The 22595-nt window shown below is 46.1% G+C and carries 21 protein-coding genes; 6 read left to right on the forward strand and 15 right to left on the reverse strand.

The window, feature by feature from the left end:
• Positions 1-246: 246 nt before the first annotated feature.
• Genes WC496_11050 through pyrE form a run of 3 tightly spaced genes read left to right on the forward strand, consistent with a single transcriptional unit; the run spans position 247 to position 3218 of the window.
• Positions 247-1212 carry an aldo/keto reductase gene (locus WC496_11050; GenBank protein ID MFA5293557.1) on the forward strand — a complete coding sequence of 322 codons (966 nt, stop codon included), beginning with the start codon at positions 247-249 and terminating at the stop codon, positions 1210-1212.
• Entirely contained in the window at positions 1209-2639 is a 1431-nt protein-coding gene (gene purB, locus WC496_11055; protein ID MFA5293558.1) for an adenylosuccinate lyase, read from the forward strand. The genes WC496_11050 and purB overlap by 4 nt, the downstream gene beginning before the upstream one ends.
• Before the next feature lie 54 nt (positions 2640-2693).
• Entirely contained in the window at positions 2694-3218 is a 525-nt protein-coding gene (gene pyrE, locus WC496_11060) for an orotate phosphoribosyltransferase (GenBank protein ID MFA5293559.1), read from the forward strand.
• Position 3219: 1 nt separating this feature from the next.
• Here the strand turns inward: pyrE and WC496_11065 are convergent, their stop codons facing one another.
• From WC496_11065 to pheA, 9 genes are read right to left on the reverse strand one after another with little or no spacing between them, the layout of a single operon-like run.
• Positions 3220-5436, reverse strand: a complete 2217-nt coding sequence (locus WC496_11065) for a tetratricopeptide repeat protein (protein ID MFA5293560.1) — start codon at positions 5434-5436, stop codon at positions 3220-3222.
• Positions 5415-6074, reverse strand: a complete 660-nt coding sequence (locus tag WC496_11070) for a phosphopantothenoylcysteine decarboxylase (protein ID MFA5293561.1) — start codon at positions 6072-6074, stop codon at positions 5415-5417. Before WC496_11070 ends, WC496_11065 begins: the two co-directional genes overlap by 22 nt.
• Positions 6075-6641 carry a flavoprotein gene (locus tag WC496_11075; protein ID MFA5293562.1) on the reverse strand — a complete coding sequence of 189 codons (567 nt, stop codon included), beginning with the start codon at positions 6639-6641 and terminating at the stop codon, positions 6075-6077. It abuts the gene before it with no gap.
• 11 nt (positions 6642-6652) lie between these two features.
• Positions 6653-6883, reverse strand: a complete 231-nt coding sequence (locus tag WC496_11080) for a DNA-directed RNA polymerase subunit omega (GenBank protein MFA5293563.1) — start codon at positions 6881-6883, stop codon at positions 6653-6655.
• A gap of 2 nt (positions 6884-6885) precedes the next feature.
• Positions 6886-7473, reverse strand: a complete 588-nt coding sequence (gmk, locus tag WC496_11085) for a guanylate kinase (protein ID MFA5293564.1) — start codon at positions 7471-7473, stop codon at positions 6886-6888.
• Positions 7466-8350, reverse strand: a complete 885-nt coding sequence (locus tag WC496_11090; GenBank protein MFA5293565.1) for a YicC/YloC family endoribonuclease — start codon at positions 8348-8350, stop codon at positions 7466-7468. The genes gmk and WC496_11090 overlap by 8 nt, the downstream gene beginning before the upstream one ends.
• A gap of 12 nt (positions 8351-8362) precedes the next feature.
• Positions 8363-8782 carry a preprotein translocase subunit SecG gene (secG, locus tag WC496_11095; protein ID MFA5293566.1) on the reverse strand — a complete coding sequence of 140 codons (420 nt, stop codon included), beginning with the start codon at positions 8780-8782 and terminating at the stop codon, positions 8363-8365.
• Between the two features lie 42 nt (positions 8783-8824).
• Positions 8825-9595, reverse strand: a complete 771-nt coding sequence (gene tpiA, locus WC496_11100) for a triose-phosphate isomerase (GenBank protein ID MFA5293567.1) — start codon at positions 9593-9595, stop codon at positions 8825-8827.
• Between the two features lie 18 nt (positions 9596-9613).
• Positions 9614-10681, reverse strand: coding sequence for a prephenate dehydratase (gene pheA, locus WC496_11105; GenBank protein ID MFA5293568.1), 1068 nt, complete (start codon positions 10679-10681; stop codon positions 9614-9616).
• Between the two features lie 320 nt (positions 10682-11001).
• Here pheA and WC496_11110 point away from each other — a divergent pair, with 320 nt between their 5' ends.
• Positions 11002-11985, forward strand: coding sequence for a PEP-CTERM sorting domain-containing protein (locus tag WC496_11110; protein ID MFA5293569.1), 984 nt, complete (start codon positions 11002-11004; stop codon positions 11983-11985).
• A 68-nt stretch (positions 11986-12053) separates the two neighbouring features.
• On the opposite strand, the gene WC496_11115 is transcribed toward WC496_11110, so the two are convergent.
• The 6 genes from WC496_11115 to rpsB all read right to left on the reverse strand — a co-directional run bounded on the left by WC496_11115 (position 12054) and on the right by rpsB (position 19570).
• Entirely contained in the window at positions 12054-13364 is a 1311-nt protein-coding gene (locus WC496_11115) for a YhjD/YihY/BrkB family envelope integrity protein (GenBank protein ID MFA5293570.1), read from the reverse strand.
• 11 nt (positions 13365-13375) lie between these two features.
• Entirely contained in the window at positions 13376-16408 is a 3033-nt protein-coding gene (locus WC496_11120) for a hypothetical protein (GenBank protein MFA5293571.1), read from the reverse strand.
• Between the two features lie 37 nt (positions 16409-16445).
• On the reverse strand, positions 16446-17006 hold the full coding sequence (gene frr, locus WC496_11125; GenBank protein ID MFA5293572.1) for a ribosome recycling factor: 561 nt from the start codon (positions 17004-17006) through the stop codon (positions 16446-16448).
• Between the two features lie 16 nt (positions 17007-17022).
• Positions 17023-17739 (reverse strand): UMP kinase, encoded by a 717-nt coding sequence (pyrH, locus tag WC496_11130; GenBank protein ID MFA5293573.1) that lies wholly within the window; start codon positions 17737-17739, stop codon positions 17023-17025.
• Between the two features lie 65 nt (positions 17740-17804).
• The gene (tsf, locus tag WC496_11135) at positions 17805-18671 is read right to left on the reverse strand and encodes a translation elongation factor Ts (protein MFA5293574.1); all 867 of its coding nucleotides are present in this window, start codon (positions 18669-18671) and stop codon (positions 17805-17807) included.
• An 83-nt stretch (positions 18672-18754) separates the two neighbouring features.
• Positions 18755-19570 carry a 30S ribosomal protein S2 gene (gene rpsB, locus WC496_11140; GenBank protein MFA5293575.1) on the reverse strand — a complete coding sequence of 272 codons (816 nt, stop codon included), beginning with the start codon at positions 19568-19570 and terminating at the stop codon, positions 18755-18757.
• Positions 19571-19821: 251 nt separating this feature from the next.
• Here rpsB and WC496_11145 point away from each other — a divergent pair, with 251 nt between their 5' ends.
• Positions 19822-20778, forward strand: coding sequence for a PEP-CTERM sorting domain-containing protein (locus tag WC496_11145; GenBank protein MFA5293576.1), 957 nt, complete (start codon positions 19822-19824; stop codon positions 20776-20778).
• Positions 20779-20886: 108 nt separating this feature from the next.
• Entirely contained in the window at positions 20887-22587 is a 1701-nt protein-coding gene (locus tag WC496_11150; protein MFA5293577.1) for a carboxypeptidase regulatory-like domain-containing protein, read from the forward strand.
• The last annotated feature ends 8 nt before the right edge of the window (positions 22588-22595 follow it).

Consider the following 22595-nt stretch of genomic DNA (forward strand, 5'->3'; position numbering starts at 1 on the left):
AACCAATCTTATAACAAATTAACGGTTCATTTGCAATTGCCAAAAAAACTTTGCTGTGGTAAACTGATTAATGGAATTAGAGCCACAAAGGCACTAAGACACAAAGATTAAAGAAGTAAGGAATAAAACTGCGTGGGCTATTCGCCGCAGTGCGACCGTGTCGCAATGAGAAGCTCACCCTGCTATACATGGATTTCCGCTTCCTAAGGGATAAATTTCGCGGGAATGACAAAGGATGTAAAAAAAATGGAAAAAGCAAGACTTGGAAATTCAGAACTTCAGATAACAAGGGTCGGTCTTGGCACATGGGCAATCGGCGGGCCATGGGAGTACGGCTGGGGACCGCAGGACGATAACAATTCCATAAAGGCAATTCTCGAGGCGCTGGAAGTCGGGGTAAACTGGATCGATACCGCTCCGATTTACGGATTCGGACACAGCGAGGAAATTCTCGCAAAGGCTCTTAAAAAAACTTCCATAAAACCGCTCATCGCGACAAAGTGCGGGCTGACCTGGAACGAAAAACAGGAAAGAGTTCCCTGTCTTAAAGCGAAAAGCGTGCTGGCAGAATGCGATGCCTCGCTGAAAAGACTGAATGTCGAGACAATCGATTTGTACCAGATACACTGGAACAATCCGCCGGAAGATATCGAAGAAGGCTACGAGGCGATGGCAAAATGCGTCAAGGCGGGTAAGGTTCGCTACCTGGGCGTTTCAAACTTTACGGTCGAGCAGATGGCGATGGTAATGAAGATTCATCCTTTGACTTCGCTTCAGCCGCAGTACAGTATGTTCAAACGAGATATCGAAAACGATATTCTGCCTTTCTGTAAAAAGAATAATATCGGCGTGATTGTTTACAGTCCGCTGCAGAAGGGAATGCTCAGCGGCAAATTTACACCTGAAAAGATTGCGGCACTGCCCGGAGACGATGTAAGGCACATGGACCCTAATTATAAAACGCCGCGGCTCGAGGTAAATCTTAAGGTTGTTGGAAAACTTGAGCAAATCGCAAAACGGAAAAAAATAACAATCGCACAGCTTGCGATTGGCTGGGCGATAAGAAACGCGGAAGTTACAGCCGCCATTGCCGGGGCCCGCAGAGGCGGACAAATTAAAGAAACCGCCCCTGCCGCAGATATAACGTTATCTAAAGACGATATAAATGAAATCGAAGAAATTTTAAAAGAGCGAAACAGGATGTTAAAATGAAAAATCATAACATTTACAGTTCGCCGCTGGTCGAGCGCAACGCATCAAAGGAAATGTCGGAGCTTTTCGGTAACCAGACTAAATTTTCAACGTGGCGGCGGCTTTGGCTCGAACTTGCAAAGGCGGAGAAGAAACTCGGTTTGAAAATCTCACAGGCCCAAATCAGCCAGATGGCAAAACATCTTGACGATATCAATTTTGACAAGGCCGCTGAGTACGAGAAAAAATTTCGACACGATGTTATGGCACACGTTCATACATTCGGCGACGCTGCGCCGAAGGCTGCGCCGATAATTCATCTCGGCGCTACGAGTTGTTATGTCGGCGATAACGCAGATTTGATAATTATGCGGAACGCGATGCAGATTGTCGCGGTCAAGCTTGCAAGCCTTATCGATTCTCTGAGCGGATTTGCGAAACAATACCGGACACTGGCGACGCTTGGCCTTACACATTTTCAACCGGCACAGTTAACGACCGTCGGTAAACGCGCGACGCTTTGGTGCAATGATTTCGTCAGCGACCTTTCTGAAATTGAATACCGTATTGGAAATATCCCATTCAGAGGCGTAAAAGGCACTACGGGAACACAGGCATCGTTTCTTGAGCTTTTCGGCGGAAATCATAAAAAAGTAAAACAGCTCGACAAACTGGTCGCAAAGGCATTCGGCTTTGATAAGCTTTGTCCCGTTACCGGCCAGACCTATTCACGCAAAATAGATTCTCTGGTCATAAACACACTGGCAGGTGTCGCTCAATCGGCACATAAATTATGCAACGACATTCGGCTGCTTGCCAATTTAAAGGAAATCGAAGAGCCTTTTGAAAAATCACAGATAGGTTCTTCCGCGATGGCTTACAAAAGAAACCCGATGCGATGCGAGAGGGTTACAGCGCTTTCAAGATTTTTAATCAGCCTTTCGAGCAGTCCGCAAATGACGGCGGCAGAACAATGGCTCGAAAGAACGCTCGATGACTCGGCAAACCGGCGAATAGTAATACCGGAGGCATTTCTTGCCGCAGACGGGATTTTGGAAATTTTAATAAATGTAACGAGCGGTCTTGTGGTTTATCCGAAAGTGATTGCCGCGAGAATCGATTCCGAACTGCCGTTTATGGCGACTGAAAATATTTTAATGGCCGCTGTAAAAGCAGGCGGCAATCGTCAGCAGCTTCACGAAAAAATCAGGGTGCATTCTCACGCCGCGGCAGAGCAGGTCAAAAAATTCGGCAAGTCAAACGATTTGATTGAAAGACTCAAAAGCGATGCGGCTTTTGCAAAAGTGGACTTCAAAAAAGTCCTGAACGCCGGCGATTACATCGGCAGAGCGCCACAGCAGGTAAATGATTTCGTAACTGAAGTGGTAAAACCGACCATCAAAAAATATCGCGGAAAACTTAACAAGAAAACAGAGTTAAAAGTTTAAAGAAACAGCGTGGGCTAAAGCCCACCCTACACAAGCTAATGGAAGACATAAGTTATGACCAGACAAGAACTTGCAAGACGCGTAAAAGAAACATCGTATCTCGAAGGAGATTTCACTCTTAGAAGCGGAAAAAAGAGCAAATATTATATGGATAAGTATTTGTTCGAAACCCAGCCGGACATTTTGAAGGCTCTGGGCGAGGAATTTGCGAAGTACGCGACAAGCGATGTTACGCTGATCGCAGGTGCCGAGCTTGGCGGCGTCGCGCTGGCGGCGGCAACAGCGATGCAGACGGGCAAAAAATGGATTATCGTCCGTAACAGCAAAAAAGATTACGGCACAAGCAAAATGGTCGAGGGCGTTTTGAAAGCTGACGACGTGGTTCTGCTCGTCGAGGACATCGCGACCACCGGCGGGCAGGTTCTCGAAGCGGCGAAGATAATCACCGAAGCAGGTGCGAAAGTGAAAAAGATTGTAGCTGTTATCGACCGCAAACAGGGAGCAAGAGAAAATATTACCGCAGCAGGCTATGAATTCGAGAGCATTTTGACGAAAGAAGACCTCGGCATAAAAAACTGATTTATTTTGTTGAATCAGGAATATTTTCCAGGCCTTGTTGAGCACGAGGTTCATTCGGGTTCAATGCAAGGGCTTTGTGATATTCAACAGCAGCCTGCTCAAATTTCCCTTGTTTCAATAAAATGTCGCCGAGTGCACATAATGCATCCGTATCATTCGGCAGAAGTGTTAAAATCTCACGATATTGAATTTCGGCATCTTCGAGAAGCCCATTATTAGTCAATGCCATAGCTAAATTGTAGTGCATACCAATATCATTTGGTTCAATCGCCGAAGCCTGAGCAAAATGTTCAATAGCTTCATCAAGTTTGCCCTGTTGAGCAAATACTATAGCCAGATTGCTGTGCGCTTTGGCATATTCGGGCTTAATCTGCAATGCTCTGCTATATTCATCAGCCGCCTGATCAAATTTGCTCGTGGCAAGCATAATGTTTCCAAGGTCATAATACGCCTCGGCATTTTTCGGGTTAAGTCCGATAGCTTTTTTGTGACAAACTATAGCTTCATTCAGTCGGCCAACTGAAGCGAGGGCAACGCCAAGATTATTGAAAGTTGTTGCATCAGGTTTGAATTTAACGCCCTCCTGCAGTTCCTTTATCGCTTCTTCTGCTTTGCCCTGACGGAATAAAAGCGTGCCAAGGCCGGTATGCAAAACGGCTGGATTATTCGTGTTATATTCAAGACCCTTTCTGTAAACAGCAATTGCATCATCAAGTCGCCCCTGCTGGATAAATATCACTGCGATGTGATTATATATAGCTGCGTCATTGGGAGCCAGACGCATCGCATCAGTATAATAAGACATAGCTTCGTCATATTTACCCTGGTCGGCAAAAATCTTACCGATATTCATACGTGCATCAATATCGTTAGGGTCAATCTTCAAAATCTTATTGAAATATTCTACAGCCTGTTCGATATCACCTCTTACAGCAAGAGCGGCTCCAAGATTATTGTTTGCGTAAACAGAACCCGGTGATATTCTCGCCATGCGGGCATAAAGGCTTACCGAATCTTTCCAGTCAGCCAGGTAACTGCGAGTAACAAAGGATTCGCCGACGGCCAAAGACAATATCACTGCTACCAAAGTAATTTTTTTCGCGGGACCCGGAGTTTTGCCGAGGCACCAGATTAAAAAAGCCGCAAGTGCCATCAGCAATCCGATAGCGGGAAGATAAACATATTTATCGGCGGCGACAGCATCGCTGAACTGTAGTGTCTGCATCGTTGGAAAAACCATCACAAAGAAAATAGCGAAACCAGTCGCCGCGGCCCGCACCCAGCGAAGCGATATCACAAGCAAAATAATTAACAGACAACTGCCTGCGACACCGGTCATTACCGCAGGATTGGCAAAACCAAACGGCACAGGAAACGGATAATGCGAGGTAAGGTTAACAGGCCAAATCATTTTAGAGAGATAGAAAACGATATCATGACAAATTAAAAACGGAATCCTGGCGAAGCCATAAGTTTCGGGAGTAATTATCGAGGCAGTGCGGGCCTGAGAAATATAGGTTATAACGGCAGAGACGCCGGCGATAATAAAGATGGGCAGCTTTTCCAAAATATTTTTCCAATTCAGCCGGTTTAACGGCCAAAAATCCATCAGCAGCAGCATAACAGGCAGCGGTGTACTGGTCGGTTTGGCTATTAGCGACAGCACAAACATAACAGCACAACCGATAAACGCTTTTGAACTTCCCTTGCGAACGTAACGGACGTAAAAAATCAAACTCAAAAACGTGAAGAAAGCCGCAAGCAAAGTTTTTCGTTCTCCTATCCAGGGAATCGGTTCGACTGTAAGAGGGTGAACACCAAAAAGCAGACCAACAGCGGCAGCAATCCAAATATTACCAAACAATTGGTATAATAAAATAACAATAAGCGCAGTATTTGCGATATGGAATACAAGACTTGTCAGATGAAACTGCCTTAGATAATTTTCCGGGCCTCCGATTTTGTAATCGAGCATCAAAGAAATCATCGTCAGTGGCTGATAATACCCCTGTACGATAGAAGGCTCAAGCACTTCAGTAAGAAATCGTTTGGCTGAATCCCAACTCGGATTTCGAACAAGATGATTATCAACAAAGTACATCAGGTCATCAATTGATATGGCTTGAGCCGACAATGCAGGCCAATGCGCTATAAGAACAGCGGCACAAACTGCAATAATCAAAACGATAATTAATCCTATTTTCGAGATTGACTGCATAAATTCTCCATCAGATGAATAATTTGACCAGCAATTGCGGTTTTCCCGGCAGATTGCATTTTTATCCATTTGCCGTCTGTTATTTTTATCTGCACTTCCGTATTTTCACTGCCTATCGCCAAAGGTGTATTGGCGATTATCATATCGAGATTTTTATCTTTTAATTTCTTTTCGGCATTTTTCCGCAGATTTTTGTCCTCGAGAGCGAACCCGGAAACAATTTGATTCCTTTTTTTGTTTTTTCCCGCCCATTTCAAAATGTCAGGTGTCGGTTTTAATTTTATTGTCAAATCCGTGTTCGACTTTTTGATTTTTATCTTCGATTTTTTAATCGGCGTATAATCCGATACTGCCGCTGCCATAATCAAACAATCACATTTTTTAAAATGCTTTTTAACGGCTTCAAACATTTCATCGGCACTGACAACTTCCTCAATTTTTAATTTTGAATTTTTAATTTTGAATTGAGGATTTTTAGCAGTTGTTATCAATGTTACTTTGTGGCCTGATTTTAATGCGGCATTTGCCAATGCGAAACCCATTTTACCGCTGCTGGCGTTTGTGATAAACCGCACGGGGTCAATATACTCCCTCGTTCCCCCTGCTGTAATCAGGAAATGCGATCGGTTTGATTTCATTTATTTTTTCGTCATTTTTTCAAGACGTTTTATGATATCGGCAACTTCCGACATTCTGCCGATACCTTCCGTTCCGCAGGCCAGTCTTCCTTTTTCCGGGCCGATTGTTTCAAAGCCCATTTCATTTAATGTTTTTACATTCCACTGGACGGCGGGATTTTGCCACATTTTTTCATTCATCGCCGGGGCAAAGAGAATTTTCTTCTGCCAGCAGGCACACAATACGGTACTAAGCAGGTCGTCACAGATGCCGTTTGCGGCCTTGCCGATGATATTCGCTGTTGCGGGCGCAACGACAACAACATCGGCGCTGTCGGCAAGACGGATATGCCCGATTTGAAAGCCCTGCGGATTTTCCCACATACTCGTATAAACTGCCCGGCCTGTTACCGCCTCAAAACTTTTCGGTAAAACAAATTTGCAGGCGCTTTCAGTCATAACAGTATCGACATTCGCGCCTGCTGCGGTCAGTTTGCTCGCCAGGTCCACCGCCTTGAACACGGCAACGCCGCCGCTTACGCCAAGCAGAACATTCAAACCTGAAAATGCAGAATCTTTTTTAGCCATCGTCCTGACGCCTATAATTTAGGTAACTCTATTTTTTCCGGTCCTGAAGTATAATCAGGTGTGATTTTGTCCTGCATAATTTCTTCAACGACTATTTCCATCATCGTCTTGCCTTCGGTGTTCTCGATAAGGGGCCTTGAGCCCTCCATAAGCTCTACCATTCTTTTTTGTATAAGAGCCGAGACCTTGAATGCACCGCCGATTTTTTCGAAAATCGCCTTGTTCTTTAACTCATCTATCATGTTTATTCTCCAATTACTTTCTTTATTATCTGTATAATTTCTTCAATCGCCTGGGGGAGGTCTTCGTTAATAACCATATATTCATAATGCTGCCAGGCAGCAGCTATTTCAATGCCTGCACGCTGGAGCCTTTTTTCAACATCTTTTTCATCATCTCTGCCGCGGCCGTTAATACGTTTTTGAAGTTCGTTATGCTTCGGCGGCAGAACAAAAATAAGTTTTGCGTCGGGATACAGCCTTTTTACCTGCTGGGCGCCCTGGACATCAATCTCAAGTATTACCGTCTTGCCATTATTAAGAGCCTGTTCGAGTTTATCCTTCGGCGTACCATACAGGTTTCCGAACACTTCGGCATATTCGATAAAATTCCCGGCCGCTATCTGTCTTTCAAATTCAGCCCTGTCGATAAAATGGTAATGCTTACCATCCTCTTCGCCGGCCTTTTTTTCACGCGTCGTAGTCGATACGCTCAAATAAACATCATCAAGCTGTTTAATCAACTGGTCACATATAGTGCTTTTGCCTACTCCGCTGGGACCACTTATGACGAATATATGCCCCCTGACAGGTTTTTGTTCCAGGTTACTCAATGTTTTGCACCTGCTCCTTGATTCGTTCAATGCACGATTTTATTTCAACCACATCAAGGCATATTTTCGAGTCCGAAGCCTTACTGGCTATCGTATTGGCCTCGCGAAGCATTTCCTGGGATATGAAATCAAGTTTCCTGCCGGCATAGTCGCCAGTCTGACAGTTCGCAAGGAACTGCTCAAGATGAGAACTTAATCTGATAATTTCCTCACTTATATCGCTTCTGTCGGCAAACAGTGCCACTTCCCTTGCGAGAGTCGCGCTGTCAAGCTCAAGGCGGGCATTTGCCAAAAGTTCTTTAACACGACAGGCGAGTCTATCCTGATATTCGCCGGTAACAATTTTACCGCGTACTTTAATTCCTTCGAGCAGGCTGCTTATTCGACTGCATTGCTGCTTAAGGTCTTCAGTGAGCGACTGGCCTTCCTGAGCCCGCATTTTTTTGAGCTGCTCGACAGCCTGTCCGGTCACATTAAGGACCGCTTTGCGTAATTGTTCAGCCTTTTCGTTCTCCGGCTCCTGCGGTCTTACAACGCCCGGCAACAAAAGCAGGTCGGCAAGATTTATTCCGCACTGCACGCCGCTGCTGCACTGAACGCCGTTAAGCTTTTCCACATAGCTTTTCAGGGCGGAGGAATCTATTTCGTACATCGGCTCGCCGCTGACGTTTTTATACCGCAGAAAATAATTAACCGCACCGCGATAGATATTGGCCCGCAGAAGCTTTTCGATATCATGCTCGAGAAAAGCCGTAGATTCCGGCACCCTGATGCTCGGCTTGAAATACCGGTTATTAACCGTTTTTATTTCAACAGCATAGCTTACGCCGTCTATCTCACGGCAAATACGGGCAAATCCTGTCATACTATTTAACATATATCGCGACCTTTATTTAGCAGATGCCGGAGTATTCGATTCCGGAATCTGACTGTTTTCTGATTGCTGACTCTGTGCCTGCTGTTCGGTTTGGAGAAGCTGGTCGGTGTCAACAGGCATCGCAGGCGCCGAAACAGGCGCTGCGGGCTTCTGCCCCTGGAGATACTCGCTTGTCTGCGGTTTGAACCATTTAGCCGCAACGACGCTAAGCACCAGCCATACCGCCACGAGACTAATCGTGACCCATGTTAGAAAATCACCGGTCTTTGTTCCGAGCAGTGAATTGCTGATTCCGCCGAACGCGCTGCTGAGTCCGCCGCCGCGGCCTTTCTGTATCAGAACAAGAAGCACCATTGCCACTGCCACAAAAAGCCAGATACCGACAACAATTTTCATTACAAACGGTACCGTTGCCAAAACAAAATCCATCATATTTATTACCTCTATAAAATTTTAAATTTATTTTTAAATTATTTATTTCTTCGCCTGTGCGGCGGCTTTAACCATCGCGGCAAAATCATCAGCCTTAAGGCTTGCGCCTCCGACAAGCAATCCGTCAATGTCCGGCTGAGCCATCAATTCGGCAGCGTTGTCCGGTTTCGCCGAGCCGCCGTACTGGATTATAATCTGCTCGGCAAGCGCCTTATTATACATCGCCGAGATTAACTGTCGAATCATTAAATGTACTTCCTGAGCCTGAGCCGGAGTAGCGTTAAGGCCGGTGCCGATTGCCCAGACAGGCTCGTAAGCGATTGTTACAGCCTTTGCCTTTTCGGCGGTTATTCCAGCCATACCTTTTTGTATCTGCTCTTTGACTACCTGCTCGGTTTTGCCTGCTTTTCGCTCTTCAAGAAGCTCGCCGACACAGAATATCGGCAGAAGACCTGCGTCTATCGCAGCGATAAGTTTTTTATTTATAAGCACATCGGTTTCTTTAATAACGTGCCGTCTTTCGGAATGGCCAATGAGCACATTTTTGCAGCCGACATCCTTTAACATCTGGCAGCTTACCTCGCCTGTGAAAGCGCCTTTCGCTTCGAAGTAAACATCCTGCGCGCCGAGGCCGACATTCGAAGAGCCGAGCGCGTTTTTCACTGCCGCAAGATAAACAAAAGGCGGACAAACTGAAACGTCAACATCCGCAAGCAGACTTTGACATTTTTCCGCTACGCCTTTTGCAAGCTCAACGGCACTTTTGCCGTCCGTATTCATCTTCCAGTTGCCGCCTATAAACGGTTTTCTCATTATTCTGGTCTCCAAAAATTACTCTAACAATGTATCGCTTTTAGGATAACTGCCCAGCACGGAAAGCTGGAGGCAGTGCTGTTTAACTTCATTCAGGCAGGCGATAAATTTTTCGTCTTTGCGATGGCCCTGACATTCGACAAAGAAATAATATTCGCGCTGTCTCTTTTTGCTCGGTCTCGATTCTATATTAGTCAGGTTGACCTGGCTTTTCTTAAATACATCCAGCACATCCGCCAAAGCACCTGCCTTGTGAGCGGTACTGAACAATATCGAGGTTTTATCTTCGCCGCAGGGCCTTGCGTCTTCTTTACTTATTACAAGAAAACGAGTTACGTTGTTGGCGATATCTTCAATATTCTCGCATATCACTTTTAAGCCGTAGAGTTCGGCGGCAATATCCGAGCCGATAGCAGCGGCAAATTTTTCCTGGGCAGCCATTTGCGCCGCTTTCGCGGTCGAGGCAACAGCTATCGTATTGGCTTCCTTAAAAGTCGTACTGAGCCATTGGCGACACTGAGCAAAAACCTCCGGCTTGGAATAAACTTTCTGAACTTCCTTTAAAGCACAGTTGGCCAAGAGGTTATGATGAATCGGCATAAAAACTTCGGCACAAATCAGAACATTCGTATCGACAAAGGCGTCGAGCGTTTCGACTACGCCGCCGCCGGCGGAATTTTCGACCGGCACAACGCCCAAATCACAATGGCCGCGGCTGACCTCGTCGAATATTCCGCGAATATCCATAACTGGTTCGTACTCAACACTTTGGCCGAATTTGCGAATCGCGGCAGTATGCGTAAAACTGCCCTCGGGACCTAAATAAGAAATCCTGAGAGGACGCTCCAAAAAGAACGAACCGCTCATAAGTTCCCGCCAGACAGCATGTAACGTCTTGTCGGGCAAAGGACCCTTATTCAACTCGGAAACCCGCTGCAAAACCTTTTTTTCACGGTCGGGAGCGTAAATCGGACCATCACCCTTCAATTTTCCGATTTCTATAACTACTTGCGCACGCTCATTTAACAGCTCAACGAGCTTTGCGTCAATCTGGTCGATATTTTTACGTAAATCCTCAAGATTCATTGAGTTACAGCCACAGAGATAATTTATTATTAAAAGCCACAGAGAGCACAGAGGACACAGAGAAAAAGATACCATAACCCTCTGTCAATGTATAAGTTACAAAAACAGAATAAATATAATAAGCCTATAAACCTGCTATGTTTACCACAATCGACACCAGTAGTCAAATAAATTGACCGTCAAGCCCTATACTCATAAATAATTGTTTTCCCTCTTGACAAAATACGGTATTTGTGGTATAATACTGTCCAATAATGGGAGATAGGGAGAAACTTCGGAATCTTAACTGAGTTTTAATCCAAGTTTCAGGAGTAGAGGCCGTGAAGAAGAAGTTTCTTTTTGCAATTCTAATTGTTATTTTCACCGTCAATAATTTCACTTTTGCATACCTAAACGTTATAGACCTTGGTACTCTCGGCGGAAATACCAGTAGCGCCGGCTCAGTGAATAACAATGGCCAAATCGCAGGCTACGCAAAGAACAGTTCCGGCAAATACCTTGCTTGTCTTTTTGACTCAACAGGAAATGGAGCCAATATCGACCTTGGAACCCTTGGCGAATTAGGGAGTGAGGCATTATCAATTAATAATCATGGCCAAATTGTAGGCTGGGCTCGTAACTATCCCTTCCGCGACCGTGCTTGCGCCTGTTTTTTCGACCCGACTGGAGGCGGAGCTAATGTGGACCTCGGAACTATTGCCGGCTATGCAAACAGTGAAGCCCGTTCTATCAATGACAACGGACAGATTGTAGGTTCGTGTTTTACAACAGGAAGTTCGCCTTCTTCAATTATTTACCGCGCCTGTCTTTTTGACTCGACAGGCAATGGGGCCAATATCGACCTTGGCACACTCGGCGGCAACAGCAGCAAGGCCATCTGCATAAATAACAGCAACCAAATTGCAGGTTATGCAAGAACGGATTCCGGCTATGAGCATGCGTGTCTTTTTGACCCAACTGGAAATGGAGCCAATATAGACCTTGGAACCCTTACAGGCAATTACAGTGCAGCTTATGCCATAAATAATAAAGGCCGAATTATCGGCGATGCTGACTACCAACCCTGTCTTTTTGACCCAACAGGGCAAGGCAATAATATTAACCTCAGCAGTCTCATAGATCCCGCTTCAGGCTGGACATTGCTTATGGTCAATGGAATAAATGATAACGACTGGGTAGTGGGAATAGGAGCTCACAACGGCCAACTACACGGAGTTCTGTTTGTGATACCTGAGCCAATGACAATTGCTCTATTGACTTTAGGCGGATTGGCAGTAATTAGCAAAAGAAAAACAAAAATTTAAAACAATAAACTCCCAATATTCCGCCGTCGTTAAAACTATGGCGGACAAGAAACTTGAGGGCTTTCGGATTACATTAGATTTTTTACGGTATATTGCGCAAGAGACTGGCGGTAATTATCGGTAATCTGCTTTATGACGGCAGATTCGTCGCCGGGGGCGGCACCTTCGACGGCAAATGAAGCCTTTGCGACGGCATCGTAAATATCAGATAGTTTTACATTCTCTGAATTTGTGGCGGGAGCGTAGCCGGCGGCAGGTTCGCTTATTCTCAGCAGCAAGCCGGATTTTACAAGATGATTCAAAACCTTATCGGTGAAATCGGCAGGAAGATTCAACTGGCTGCAGACAAGCTCCGGCGGGACTGGAACGTTTTGGGTTTCGAATTTAGCGCAGATAAATTTCATAACGTTTATTAACTGCATATCCGTGGCGAGGAAATATTCCTGACGGCGAAAGGCGGCGGCTTTTTCGGCCTGCTCGATGGTCGTTAAATTCTGGGTCGTAAAAGTAAGCTGAAGACCGAAAAGAACGATGAGCCAGGTAATGTAAATCCATAAGACCGCCAGAGGAATAAGGCCGAGGACGCCATAGATTTTGCTGTATGGGATAAATTTGACATAAACGCCGAAACCCCATTTTGCGAGCGTCCAGACAAGAGCGGCAACGAGTGCGCCCCAAAAAGCGGCTTTGGCGGAAACTTTAGCGTTTGGCATAAGTATATAAAGTGCAAACAGGCCGGCAAAGGCAACGACAAACGGGACGAGCGGCGCTATGTACGTAAAAACGCCATGGGTGAAATGAGAGGTAATGCTGTAACGTGCGTTGACGTAAACGACGACGCCGAAAAGCAAAGGGCCGAGAGTGAGAAAGGCCCAGTAATTCGAAACTCTCTGGACGAAATTTCGGCCGCGGGTTACGCCCCATATCGTGTTAAACGAATTTTCGATAGTGATTAAAACCATAATGGCGACCCATATAACAATCAGGCTGCCGACAACTGTAATAGAGCCTGTGTTTAAATTTTCATAATAGGAAGCTGTAAACTCATCGAATTTCTGCGCGAGATTAATTTTTTTTTCAGGGTCGTTAGGGTCGGCGGTGTATTGAATATTTTTCAGGAAAGTCTGCTCGTAAACAAAATTCTTCAGGGGGTCGCCGATTTTTTCAAAGGCGCCGATAGAATGAAAAAGAAGCAGCGTTACAATCGCAAGCGGGACAAATCCGAAAATCGTGTTATACGAAAGAACCTTTGCCTGGATATAGGCCTTGTTTTTGACGAGGAGTTTTATGCACTGGGGCCAGAGCCTTATCTGGAAAATCAAAAAACGCGTAAATTTACTCAGTTCATGAGTCGGCGTAGATAATAATTTTTCGAACATATCGCGTTCCTTTATTTAAATATTTTCTGCAGCTGATTTTCAAGTTCCTGCTTAAGCTGATCCTGAAGGAGCTGGCCCATATCGATTTCGGGCTTGTTAATTGTTCCTTTCAGGGGCAGCTTAACTCTCTGGCCGTTGCGGGTAAACGGCAGAGTAATGGTCATCTGCATGGATTTATCGAGGCCGATATGGCCGCTGAAATTAATGCTCTTGCCTCCGAGGTTCATCTGCATATCGTCGTAACTAAGAATACCATTTTCAAGAACAAACCGCGTAGGCAGAACGGCAATATTGGCATCGGGGGAGATACCTGAAAGCTGGGCAATCTGGCCCAGCAGGGAAGAGCCGCCGAGGTGCATATCGTCGATGGTAAGCGTGCCCGTAATTTGAGTGGAGTTCTGATAGCCCGACTGGAGAGGAAACGCCAGTTTTTCACAATCGAAACTCAGGACGCCTGAAATATCGGCGGCATCGGCAAAAAGAGGATTGACATACCGCAGAAGCGTATCGGTAACCTGACGGGTAATCTGAATTCTATCGAAAATCTTAACTGGTGCGGGAGTTTTGAGCATCGCAGGCTTGTCCTTGAAATTCGCGGATGCGCCAAAATTCAGTTTGCCTTCGTTGACAACCGTTGAAAACGGAGCGATTGTCATAAGGCCGTTGTCAATGTTAATATTGAACTGGCTTTTGCCGATATTGAGACCCATATACTCGGCACTGTCAAAGCCGAACGATGTTTTGGCGTTCATATTCGACGTGAACAGAGCGGGCTGCTGTTTCGGATAAGACGTTGTAAACGTTACCGAATCGCTCCTTTTGCCTGTCGCGGAAAAACCGCTGGGCATAAACGGAGCAATAAGCGAGCTTGCGGCGGCCAGGTCGTAATCGGCCTTGAGCGAACCTTCGGTCTTTACGTTTTGGCCCGATTCGGCATTGGTGAGTTTGCCGGACAATTTTATCTGCGGGCTTGTGAGCAAAAGTTTCTCAATCGTGTAAATTTTCGCGGTGGTATCGAATCTTCCATTGAAGGCGATGTTCATATATTCCTGCGAAAAAGTCTGTTTGCCGGGATAGGCGAGACTGAACTTGTTTATCGCTATCTGTTTTGTCATCGCATCGACGATGTTGTCCTTTATATTCAGAGCGATATCGCCCTGCATTGAGCCGGCAAACTGCGACTGCGGGTCAACGCCCGCAAAAGTCCGCAGATACTGGCCGGCCTTGTCAAGCTCAAGAGCCATATCCGCCTTTATCTGAATCTGGCCTGCCGCGTTCGAGCCGAACGGTATTCTCGAATCTTTCAGATTTATTTTACCTGCCGAGGCGACAATGTCGGCGGAGTTGACGGTAAGCTGTTTGTTTTCAGTATCGCAGGTGAAATCAAATTTGATATTGGCGGCAGGTTCTGAAATTACGCCGCCGTCAGGCATTTTCACAAAAAGATTACTGAACGCTCCGGAGCCGGTGCTGCTGAGAATCCCTTTGACCAGAGAACCGCGGCCTGCAAGATTGACATCGCCGGTGAGAGTCTGTCTTATTTCGATAAACTGTCCCACGTCGCTCTGCATTTTTGCAAGGTCGACGTCGGCGGTATAATTCATATTGTCTGTCGTGCCGTTAAGTTTGGCCTTTACAAAAGCCGAATCGACGTCAAATCTTTCAATCGTTATTTTATCTCCCTGCGAGGTAATCTTTGCGTCAACTTCCACAGGCTTTGAAAGAACCATCCGTTTTACGGGGAAATTTCCCTCGAGCGCCCATAACTTGACTTTGCCGGTGAGGGTTCTTTTTCCGTTTTGAGCTTCGGTGTTTATGTCGCCGCTCAGCCTGCCGAAGTTGATATCTAAATCCTGTTTGAATTTCGCTATTGTTTTTACCTGTTTGAATGTTTTGGCGACATCGCAATCGAATGTCGCCTGCAGGGTATCGGCGGAATCTGCCTTCATAAAATCTTCAAAGCTGCGAAGGGTTTTCGGTACGGTTCCTTTTATATCTGCATCCAAACCATCGGCCCGGATTTTGAGCCGGTCGATATTTATCGCCTTTTCAGTCGTGCTGAGCTTGACATCGGTCTGAAATTTCGAAGTCTGAATCCGGTCGCCTTTGAGTACGGAGCCGGATATATCGAGATTGCCGGCGTTAATTATTCCCTGAAGATTTTCAAACTGACCTTTCTGGATTTTGGCGTCCACGACGGCTTTTACCCTGCCGCTTGTTGTCATATTTACATCGAAAACCTTAAACAGCGGCGCAAGAGTCGAAAGGTCAAGGTCGTTGACTTCGAGCGAAACGTCGCCTGTCGTATCGGCAAGCGACCATTCGTTTTTGCCGGTTTTTATTTCTCCAGAAGCGTTAATTTCAGAAACCTCGTTGGCCGAGGCAATAGCCATCGAAATATCAAAGCTGCTCTTGCTGCCAAGCGGCCTTACGGCAAGTTTACTGTTTATATCTCTCAGCTCGAGAGTGCGCAGAATGTCGTTGGCGTCCGGCGCGGTGATTTTGAAATTGCCGCCGTTTATAGTCAGGTTTATATGGTCGATTGCAAGCATAGCAGAAGAAGGCTGGGCCTTCAAGGCCTGCGCCTGCGCGGCGTTTTCCTGTGAAAGCAGAAGCGTGGAAGATGGAGCCTGTGTTTTTTTCCGCGCACACTCGCCGCCCATATTTATCAGGACCTGCGGCTGGTCTATAACGGCCTGGTCAATCGACAATCTGCCGCCCAGCAGCGCGATATAACTCGGACGAGCGGCGACCTGATTTGCGGTTATTTTCGTACAGCCGGCAGTGTCGGTAAAATCCAGCTTTTGCGCCCTTACGCCGTCGAACCAGCCCATCGAGAGCGAGTCTATTTTGACTTTGCCATCAATGACGCTGTTTATCCTGCCGAGAATCATAGTTTTGCCGCTGCTGCTGGACAGATACACGGGAACAGCAAAAAACAGGATTAAAAAGAACAAACATAAAAAAGCGAGCATCCATAGAATAATTTTCTTTACGGAAATTTTTGAACGTTTTTTTCCCTGTGAATTATTTTCGGTCTGCATTTTTTACCCCTCACAAAAGAAACTCAAAACGGCAAAATCAGCTTTCCATAACTTCATCTGTTTTTAGTTTTATGGATTTGTCGATTCTGTCAGTATATATTCTTGTAAGTTCATCCATTTCTTTTTTGCCGTGGTCACGGTCGTCTTCTGTTAAAAGTTTCGCCTTCTGGTCGTCATCAAGTTTTTTATTGGCATCCCGCCGTATGTTTCGGATACTGACTTTCGACTGTTCGCCAAGCTGTTTGACCTGCGCGGCGAGCTGTTTTCTTCTTTCGCCCGACAACGGCGGAACACTCAGCCTGATGATTTTGCCGTCCGACATCGGAGCGATGGAAAGGTCGCTGCTTTTAATCGCTTTTTCTATGTCCTTTATGGAGGCGGGGTCAAACGGCTTTATGACAATCATACTCGTCTCCGGAATCGAGAGCGTCGCAATTTGTTTCAAAGGCGTCGGGGTACCGTAATATTCGACCCTGAGATTTTCAACAAGTCCGGTGGACGCCCTGCCGGTTCTGACAGTTTTGAATTCACTCATTAGAAATTCAAACGCCTTTTCCATCATGTTTTTGTGCTCATTGATAATTTTCTGAGTAGGCATAATCGGCTCCTGTAAATTAAGAAATAATCGTTCCTATCTTCTCGCCTAAAAGGGCTTTTGTGATGTTGCCTTTCTGGAAAATATTCAGAACAATAACCGGAATTTTGTTTTCATCGCACAGGCTTATGGCCGAATGGTCCATTACCCGAAGATTTTTTTTCAGAATATCCTGATAGGCAAGCTTGTCGAAGAGTACGGCGTTGGGATTTTTGATCGGGTCATCGTCATAAACGCCGTCAACTTTTGTCGCCTTGATAAGCACATTGGCGTCAAGCTCGGAAGCTCGAAGAGCGGCGCAGGTATCGGTGGAAAAGAAAGGATTTCCCGTTCCACCTGCCAGGATAGCGACTATTCCCTGCTCCAAATGACTTATCGCCTTTCTGCGTATGAACGGCTCGCAGATGGCTGAAACTTCTATCGCACTCATGACCCGCGTCGGCTGGCCCATTTTTTCGAGAGTTTCCTGCAAAGCGCAGGCATTGATGACGGTTGCGAGCATTCCCATATAGTCGGCCGTGTGGCGCGGAATATGACTTTTTTTGCTGAAGGTCTCGCCCCTGAGAAAATTGCCTCCTCCGACAACGATAGCTATTTGAGTGCCGAGTTGTTTTATCTGGATAATGCGCTGGGCAATCGAAGCAAGCTGTTCCCCGTCAATACCAAATCCGCCTGTTTTGCAGAAGCTTTCGCCGCTGAGTTTCAGCAGGATACGTTTGTATTTTAATTCGTCCATCCTTGTTCCTGTCTTTTTACAGTAAACCTATAAAAAAAGCACCGGTTTTTCCGGTGCTTATTATATTACCCGATTGCGAATCGGACAAATGCTTTTATTTTTGCCGTTCCTCCGGCCGTTTTTGCAGTATCGGCAAGAATCTTTTCAACGGGAACCTTTTCGTCCTTAACAAAGCCCTGAGACAAGAGGCAGTTTTCCGCGAAAAACTTATTCATTTTGCCATCTACGATTTTATCAATGATATTGGCAGGCTTGTCCTTTACCTGGTCGGCCGCAATGGCTCTTTCACGTTCGACTACCTCGGCCGGAATACCCGATTTATCGAGCGACAAAGGATTTATAGCCGCGATGTGCATCGCGATATCTTTTGTAATCAGTTTAAACTGCTCATTATCGGCAACAGCCTGCGTGCTCGTCTCCAACTCAATCATAACGCCTATTTTGCCGTTGAAGTGAACGTAAGTAGCTATGCTTCCTGTGCCTTTGAGCGTTAATTTGGCATAATTTCCGACTTCAGTTTTTTCGCCTGTTTTGCTTACGCATTCGGTTATCACATCAGCAAACTTTTTGCCGCTGCTGTCAGTATTGAGCAGATTTTCAACGCCGTCGGCAGCTTTGCAGGCAAGCAGATAATCTTTCATTATCTCGGATGTTGCAACGAAGGCGTCGGTTTTCGCGACAAAATCAGTCTCGCAGCAGAGCGTGGCCATCGCGGCTTCTTTGCCGTCCGGGCTCGCAACACATATTACCTTACCTTCGGTGGTTTCCTTGTCCGCCCTTTTGGCAAGAGTTGCCAACCCCTTTTTCCTCAGCGAGGTCATTGCTTCTTCGAGGCTTCCATTACATTCTTCGAGAGCCTTTTTACAGTCCATCATTCCCTGTCCGCTCATTTTGCGAAGCTTCATAACCAATGCAGGTGCTATTTCTGCCATTTTAAAAAATCTCCTGAACCTTAAATATAGTATTTACACAAAGGCCGTACCTTTTATCCGGGTACAGCCTTGTTTTGCCGTTTTTAAGCCTGTGCGGATGGGCCTGCTGCCGGGGCCGGTGCAGGTGTTTCAGCCTCTGCCGTTTCGCCTGCCCTTGCAAGCGACCGCCTGCGAAGACGCGGCTTGTGAGCATCGTCAGTTTTGCCCGTGGCCCTGTACATAGTTTTGCCTTCGGCAACCGCTGAAGCAAGCTGGCCGATTATAATATCGATTGCCTTTACCGAATCGTCATTGCCTGGTATCGCTATGTCAACCATATCCGGGTCCGAATCAGTATCGATAATGCCTATTGTCGGAACACCCATTTTCTTGGCTTCACGAAGGGCAAGAAGTTCTCTTTTTACGTCAACGACCACAATAATCCCGGGTATCTGGTTCATTTTTCGAACGCCCTCAAGGTTCGATTTAACCTTGCGAAGTTCGCGTTTGAGAGTCGAAGCGCGTTTCTTGCTTTCAGACTCAATCGAGCCGTCAGCCGACATGGCCTCAAGGTCGTCGAGTCTCTGAATCCTCGAATGGATGGTTCTGAAATTCGTAAGCGTTCCGCCCAGCCATCGTGTGGTTACATAATGCATCCCTGTCGTTTCGGCGGCGCCTTTAACCGCTTTTTGTGCCTGTCTCTTGGTTCCGACAAACACAACATCCCTGCCACCGGAGACAATATCCTTTAAAAGCTTTTGGGCAAGGATAATGCCGCGGAGCGTCTCGCGGACGTTAATGATATGAACCATACCCTTGCGGGCATAAACATACGGTTTCATTTTGGGATTCCATCTGCTGACGGTATGTCCAAAATGCACACCGGCAGTAATCAAACTACGAGCCAGATCGTTAGCCACTAAATATGACCTCCAAAAACAATATTTATTCTTATACTATCTCCGCAAACTTAGAGAACAAAACAATTTACTTTACCCGGCCTGTACTGTCAAGTTTTTTTGTCTGGTTTAATTCCGATAAATTGGGACTTAAAAACCCCTGTTTATTCACTTTTTCCTTGATTTTTCGTCTTTTTTGAGTATAATATGACAATTGGGTGACGGATTATCCTCTCAGTAATAATCACTTTTATATCAGGAGTTGGAAGAAGATGTTCTTGGGAGACAGAAGAAGAGTGTATTTCTGCATTTTGGCAGGGATTCTGCCTGCGGTTTTTTTGGCAAATCCGTCTTTAGCCATCTCTGCCGGCCAATCTGAAGTTGTTACACCCTACAGTTTAACTTACCCATCGCTCGGTTACTCCGATGTTGACAAATTGAATAACGGTACCGGTTCGTGGTCTTCAAACTACTATGATGACCTGAATTCAAATAATAAACACGACCCCGGCGAACCTTTCTCTGACAGCGCCCAGGACGGATGGAAACAAGCGTCCGACAACTCCTGCTGGCTTGCATCAGCCTGCAATATGATCGAGCAGGCAGGACTTGCCGCCAGCGCAGAGTCGCTCTATGCAGATTACGCACTGAACGGCGTGCCGGACGGGGCCGGCAATATTCTGACATGGGATGAAGGCGGTTTTCAGGAATATGCCATCAGGTATTTTAAAAATCAGAATCCGCAACTCTGCGCAAATCTGCAAATCCAGACGTTCGTGGGAACAAACTATACATTCAGCGGCAACGGAGTATTTGCGTGGGAAGATATCAACCCCCTTCTGACGGTTGAAACATATCTGGCCCAGGGCGGACAGGTAGGAATAGGTATGTGGCCGCTGATAAATAGTACGGGCCAGCACGCGGGAGGTCATGCCTTAACTATGCAGGAGTTAGATGCGGATACTTTTATCTGCACCGATTCCGACAAAGACAGAGATTACATAAATGGTGCCGGCGACCTTAATACTTATAACAACGTCTGCTTCGGCCCGGTGTCTTCCGGCGGTCATAATTATTACGGCTGGTATAATGACTTTTACAATGGCTATATCGGCCACTATCCCGTTGGGGATTTCGGATATATCTGCGCAATAACGATACCTGAACCGGCTACTATCCTGCTGATACTCTCGGCTATCGGTCTTTCAAGTTTAAAACGCAAAATGTAACGCAAAATCTGAAATAAGATTTTTTCTGTTGCACACAAACCAAATCTGAAATATAATATAATTACTGTCTGTATAACAAGTTACCATAATCGCAAACGGACTTAAGATATGGCCAAAGAAAATTCACAAGCCCAGCGGGACCCGCTGGTAATTCTTGCCTCTACGGACAGTTCGGCCTTTCTGCTGCTCTACGATATATATTATGAAAAAATATTCCGCTACTGTGCCGACCGTCTGCGTTCAAAACAAATCACCGAGGATATGACAAGTATGATTTTTATCCGGGCCGCCGGAAATATCCGCCGGTTCGGCGGCAAAACAAGAACGGAATTTTCCGACTGGCTTTTGACCATCGCAACAGACCAGGTAAATAGTTACTTAAAGGAAAAACAATTCGCGGACATCATAAACAAACTCAAACCGGAATCAATCGAGACTATAGACTCCGGTCACAAAGAAAAACTCCGCGCAAAAATACTCCCGGCTTTCAACACCGCCGGGGCTGAAAAAGGCCAACTGCTTTTATATTTTGCCGCTGCCGCTGTAATACTGATTGCGGCGGGCATTTTACTGTCGTCGAAAAAGTCCGTACAAAAACCGGTTTCTGTCGTTACACCTGCTCCTGTAAAAAAAATAAATTCGCCGCCGCCGGCACCCCGTCTCGAAAGGACAGCACAGCCTGTCGAAAAAGAAGAAACTATCGAACCTGACGATTTCAATGCGGTCGAAGAAAAAGCGGATGAGTCCGCGAAAATTAAAATCGGCGGAATCGTCAAAAATCAGCAGTCCGAACCAATAGAAGGTGCGGCGGTAAGAGTGCTTGTCAGGTTCGGCGAAAACACAAATACATCGAATATCAGCCTGCTGGGCACATTTAAAACAGACGCCAACGGTATCTGGCGATGCGGCAGTTTCCCGGAAGACACATACTATGTTTCAATAATGGCAACACATCCCGATTACACTCAATCGGAAAATTATCAGCCTGAAAACGCCGAACAGTTAAAAAACTTTTCGTTCGAGATAATTCTCGAAAGAAGCATTACAGTTACCGGCAGAGTACTCGACTGGGAACAGAGACCTTTACAGGCGACTGTAACGAAAGGCCCCTTCAGCGAGGATCGCAAAAATGCCGTAACCTGCGACGCGAACGGCTGGTTTCGCTTTAATAATGTAACGGCCGGGGTCGAAGTATTTACCGCTCAAAGCGCCGGCGCGGCGCCTCAGGTGCTTCCGGTAGAAATCAAAGCGGATATGCCGCCGGTGATTTTCAATCTCAAACCTGCGGACGTAATTAACGGAAGAGTTGTCGACGTCAACGGCGAACCGATAAAAGACGCTTCTATCGCAGTTTCATTCTGGCAGGGAACCAGTTCGGTAAGCTTCGAAACAAAAACCGATGCGGGCGGATTTTTCGAGTGGCAGGACGCACCACAAGATGAGGCTTCATTCGACATCCGAAAGAGCGGTTATATGAGCGTTCGCAACTTTGCGATGAAAAGCGGAAACGATTATACGATAACGCTTTTGCCGCCGTTCAGAATCAGCGGCAGCGTAACCAGCAGTCTGCCTGAGCTGCCTGTGGAAACATTTAAAATATCGATTGGTTATTACGACAACGCCAATCTCTCATGGCAGAACGCGAACTCGTCGGCAATTTCCGGAAATAATTATGAAATAATGATAAGCGAGCCGCTTGATTTTCAATTGAAGGCAGAGGCCGATGATTTTGAACCTGCCGAATCGCCGGTTTTTACACCCGACCAAAGCGCCGCAAAATACGATTTTGTTCTCGAGCCGCTTCCGTAACCGTATCG

The sequence above is a fragment of the Phycisphaerae bacterium genome, from assembly GCA_041652575.1.
Classification (GTDB): Bacteria; Planctomycetota; Phycisphaerae; order Sedimentisphaerales; family UBA12454; genus UBA12454.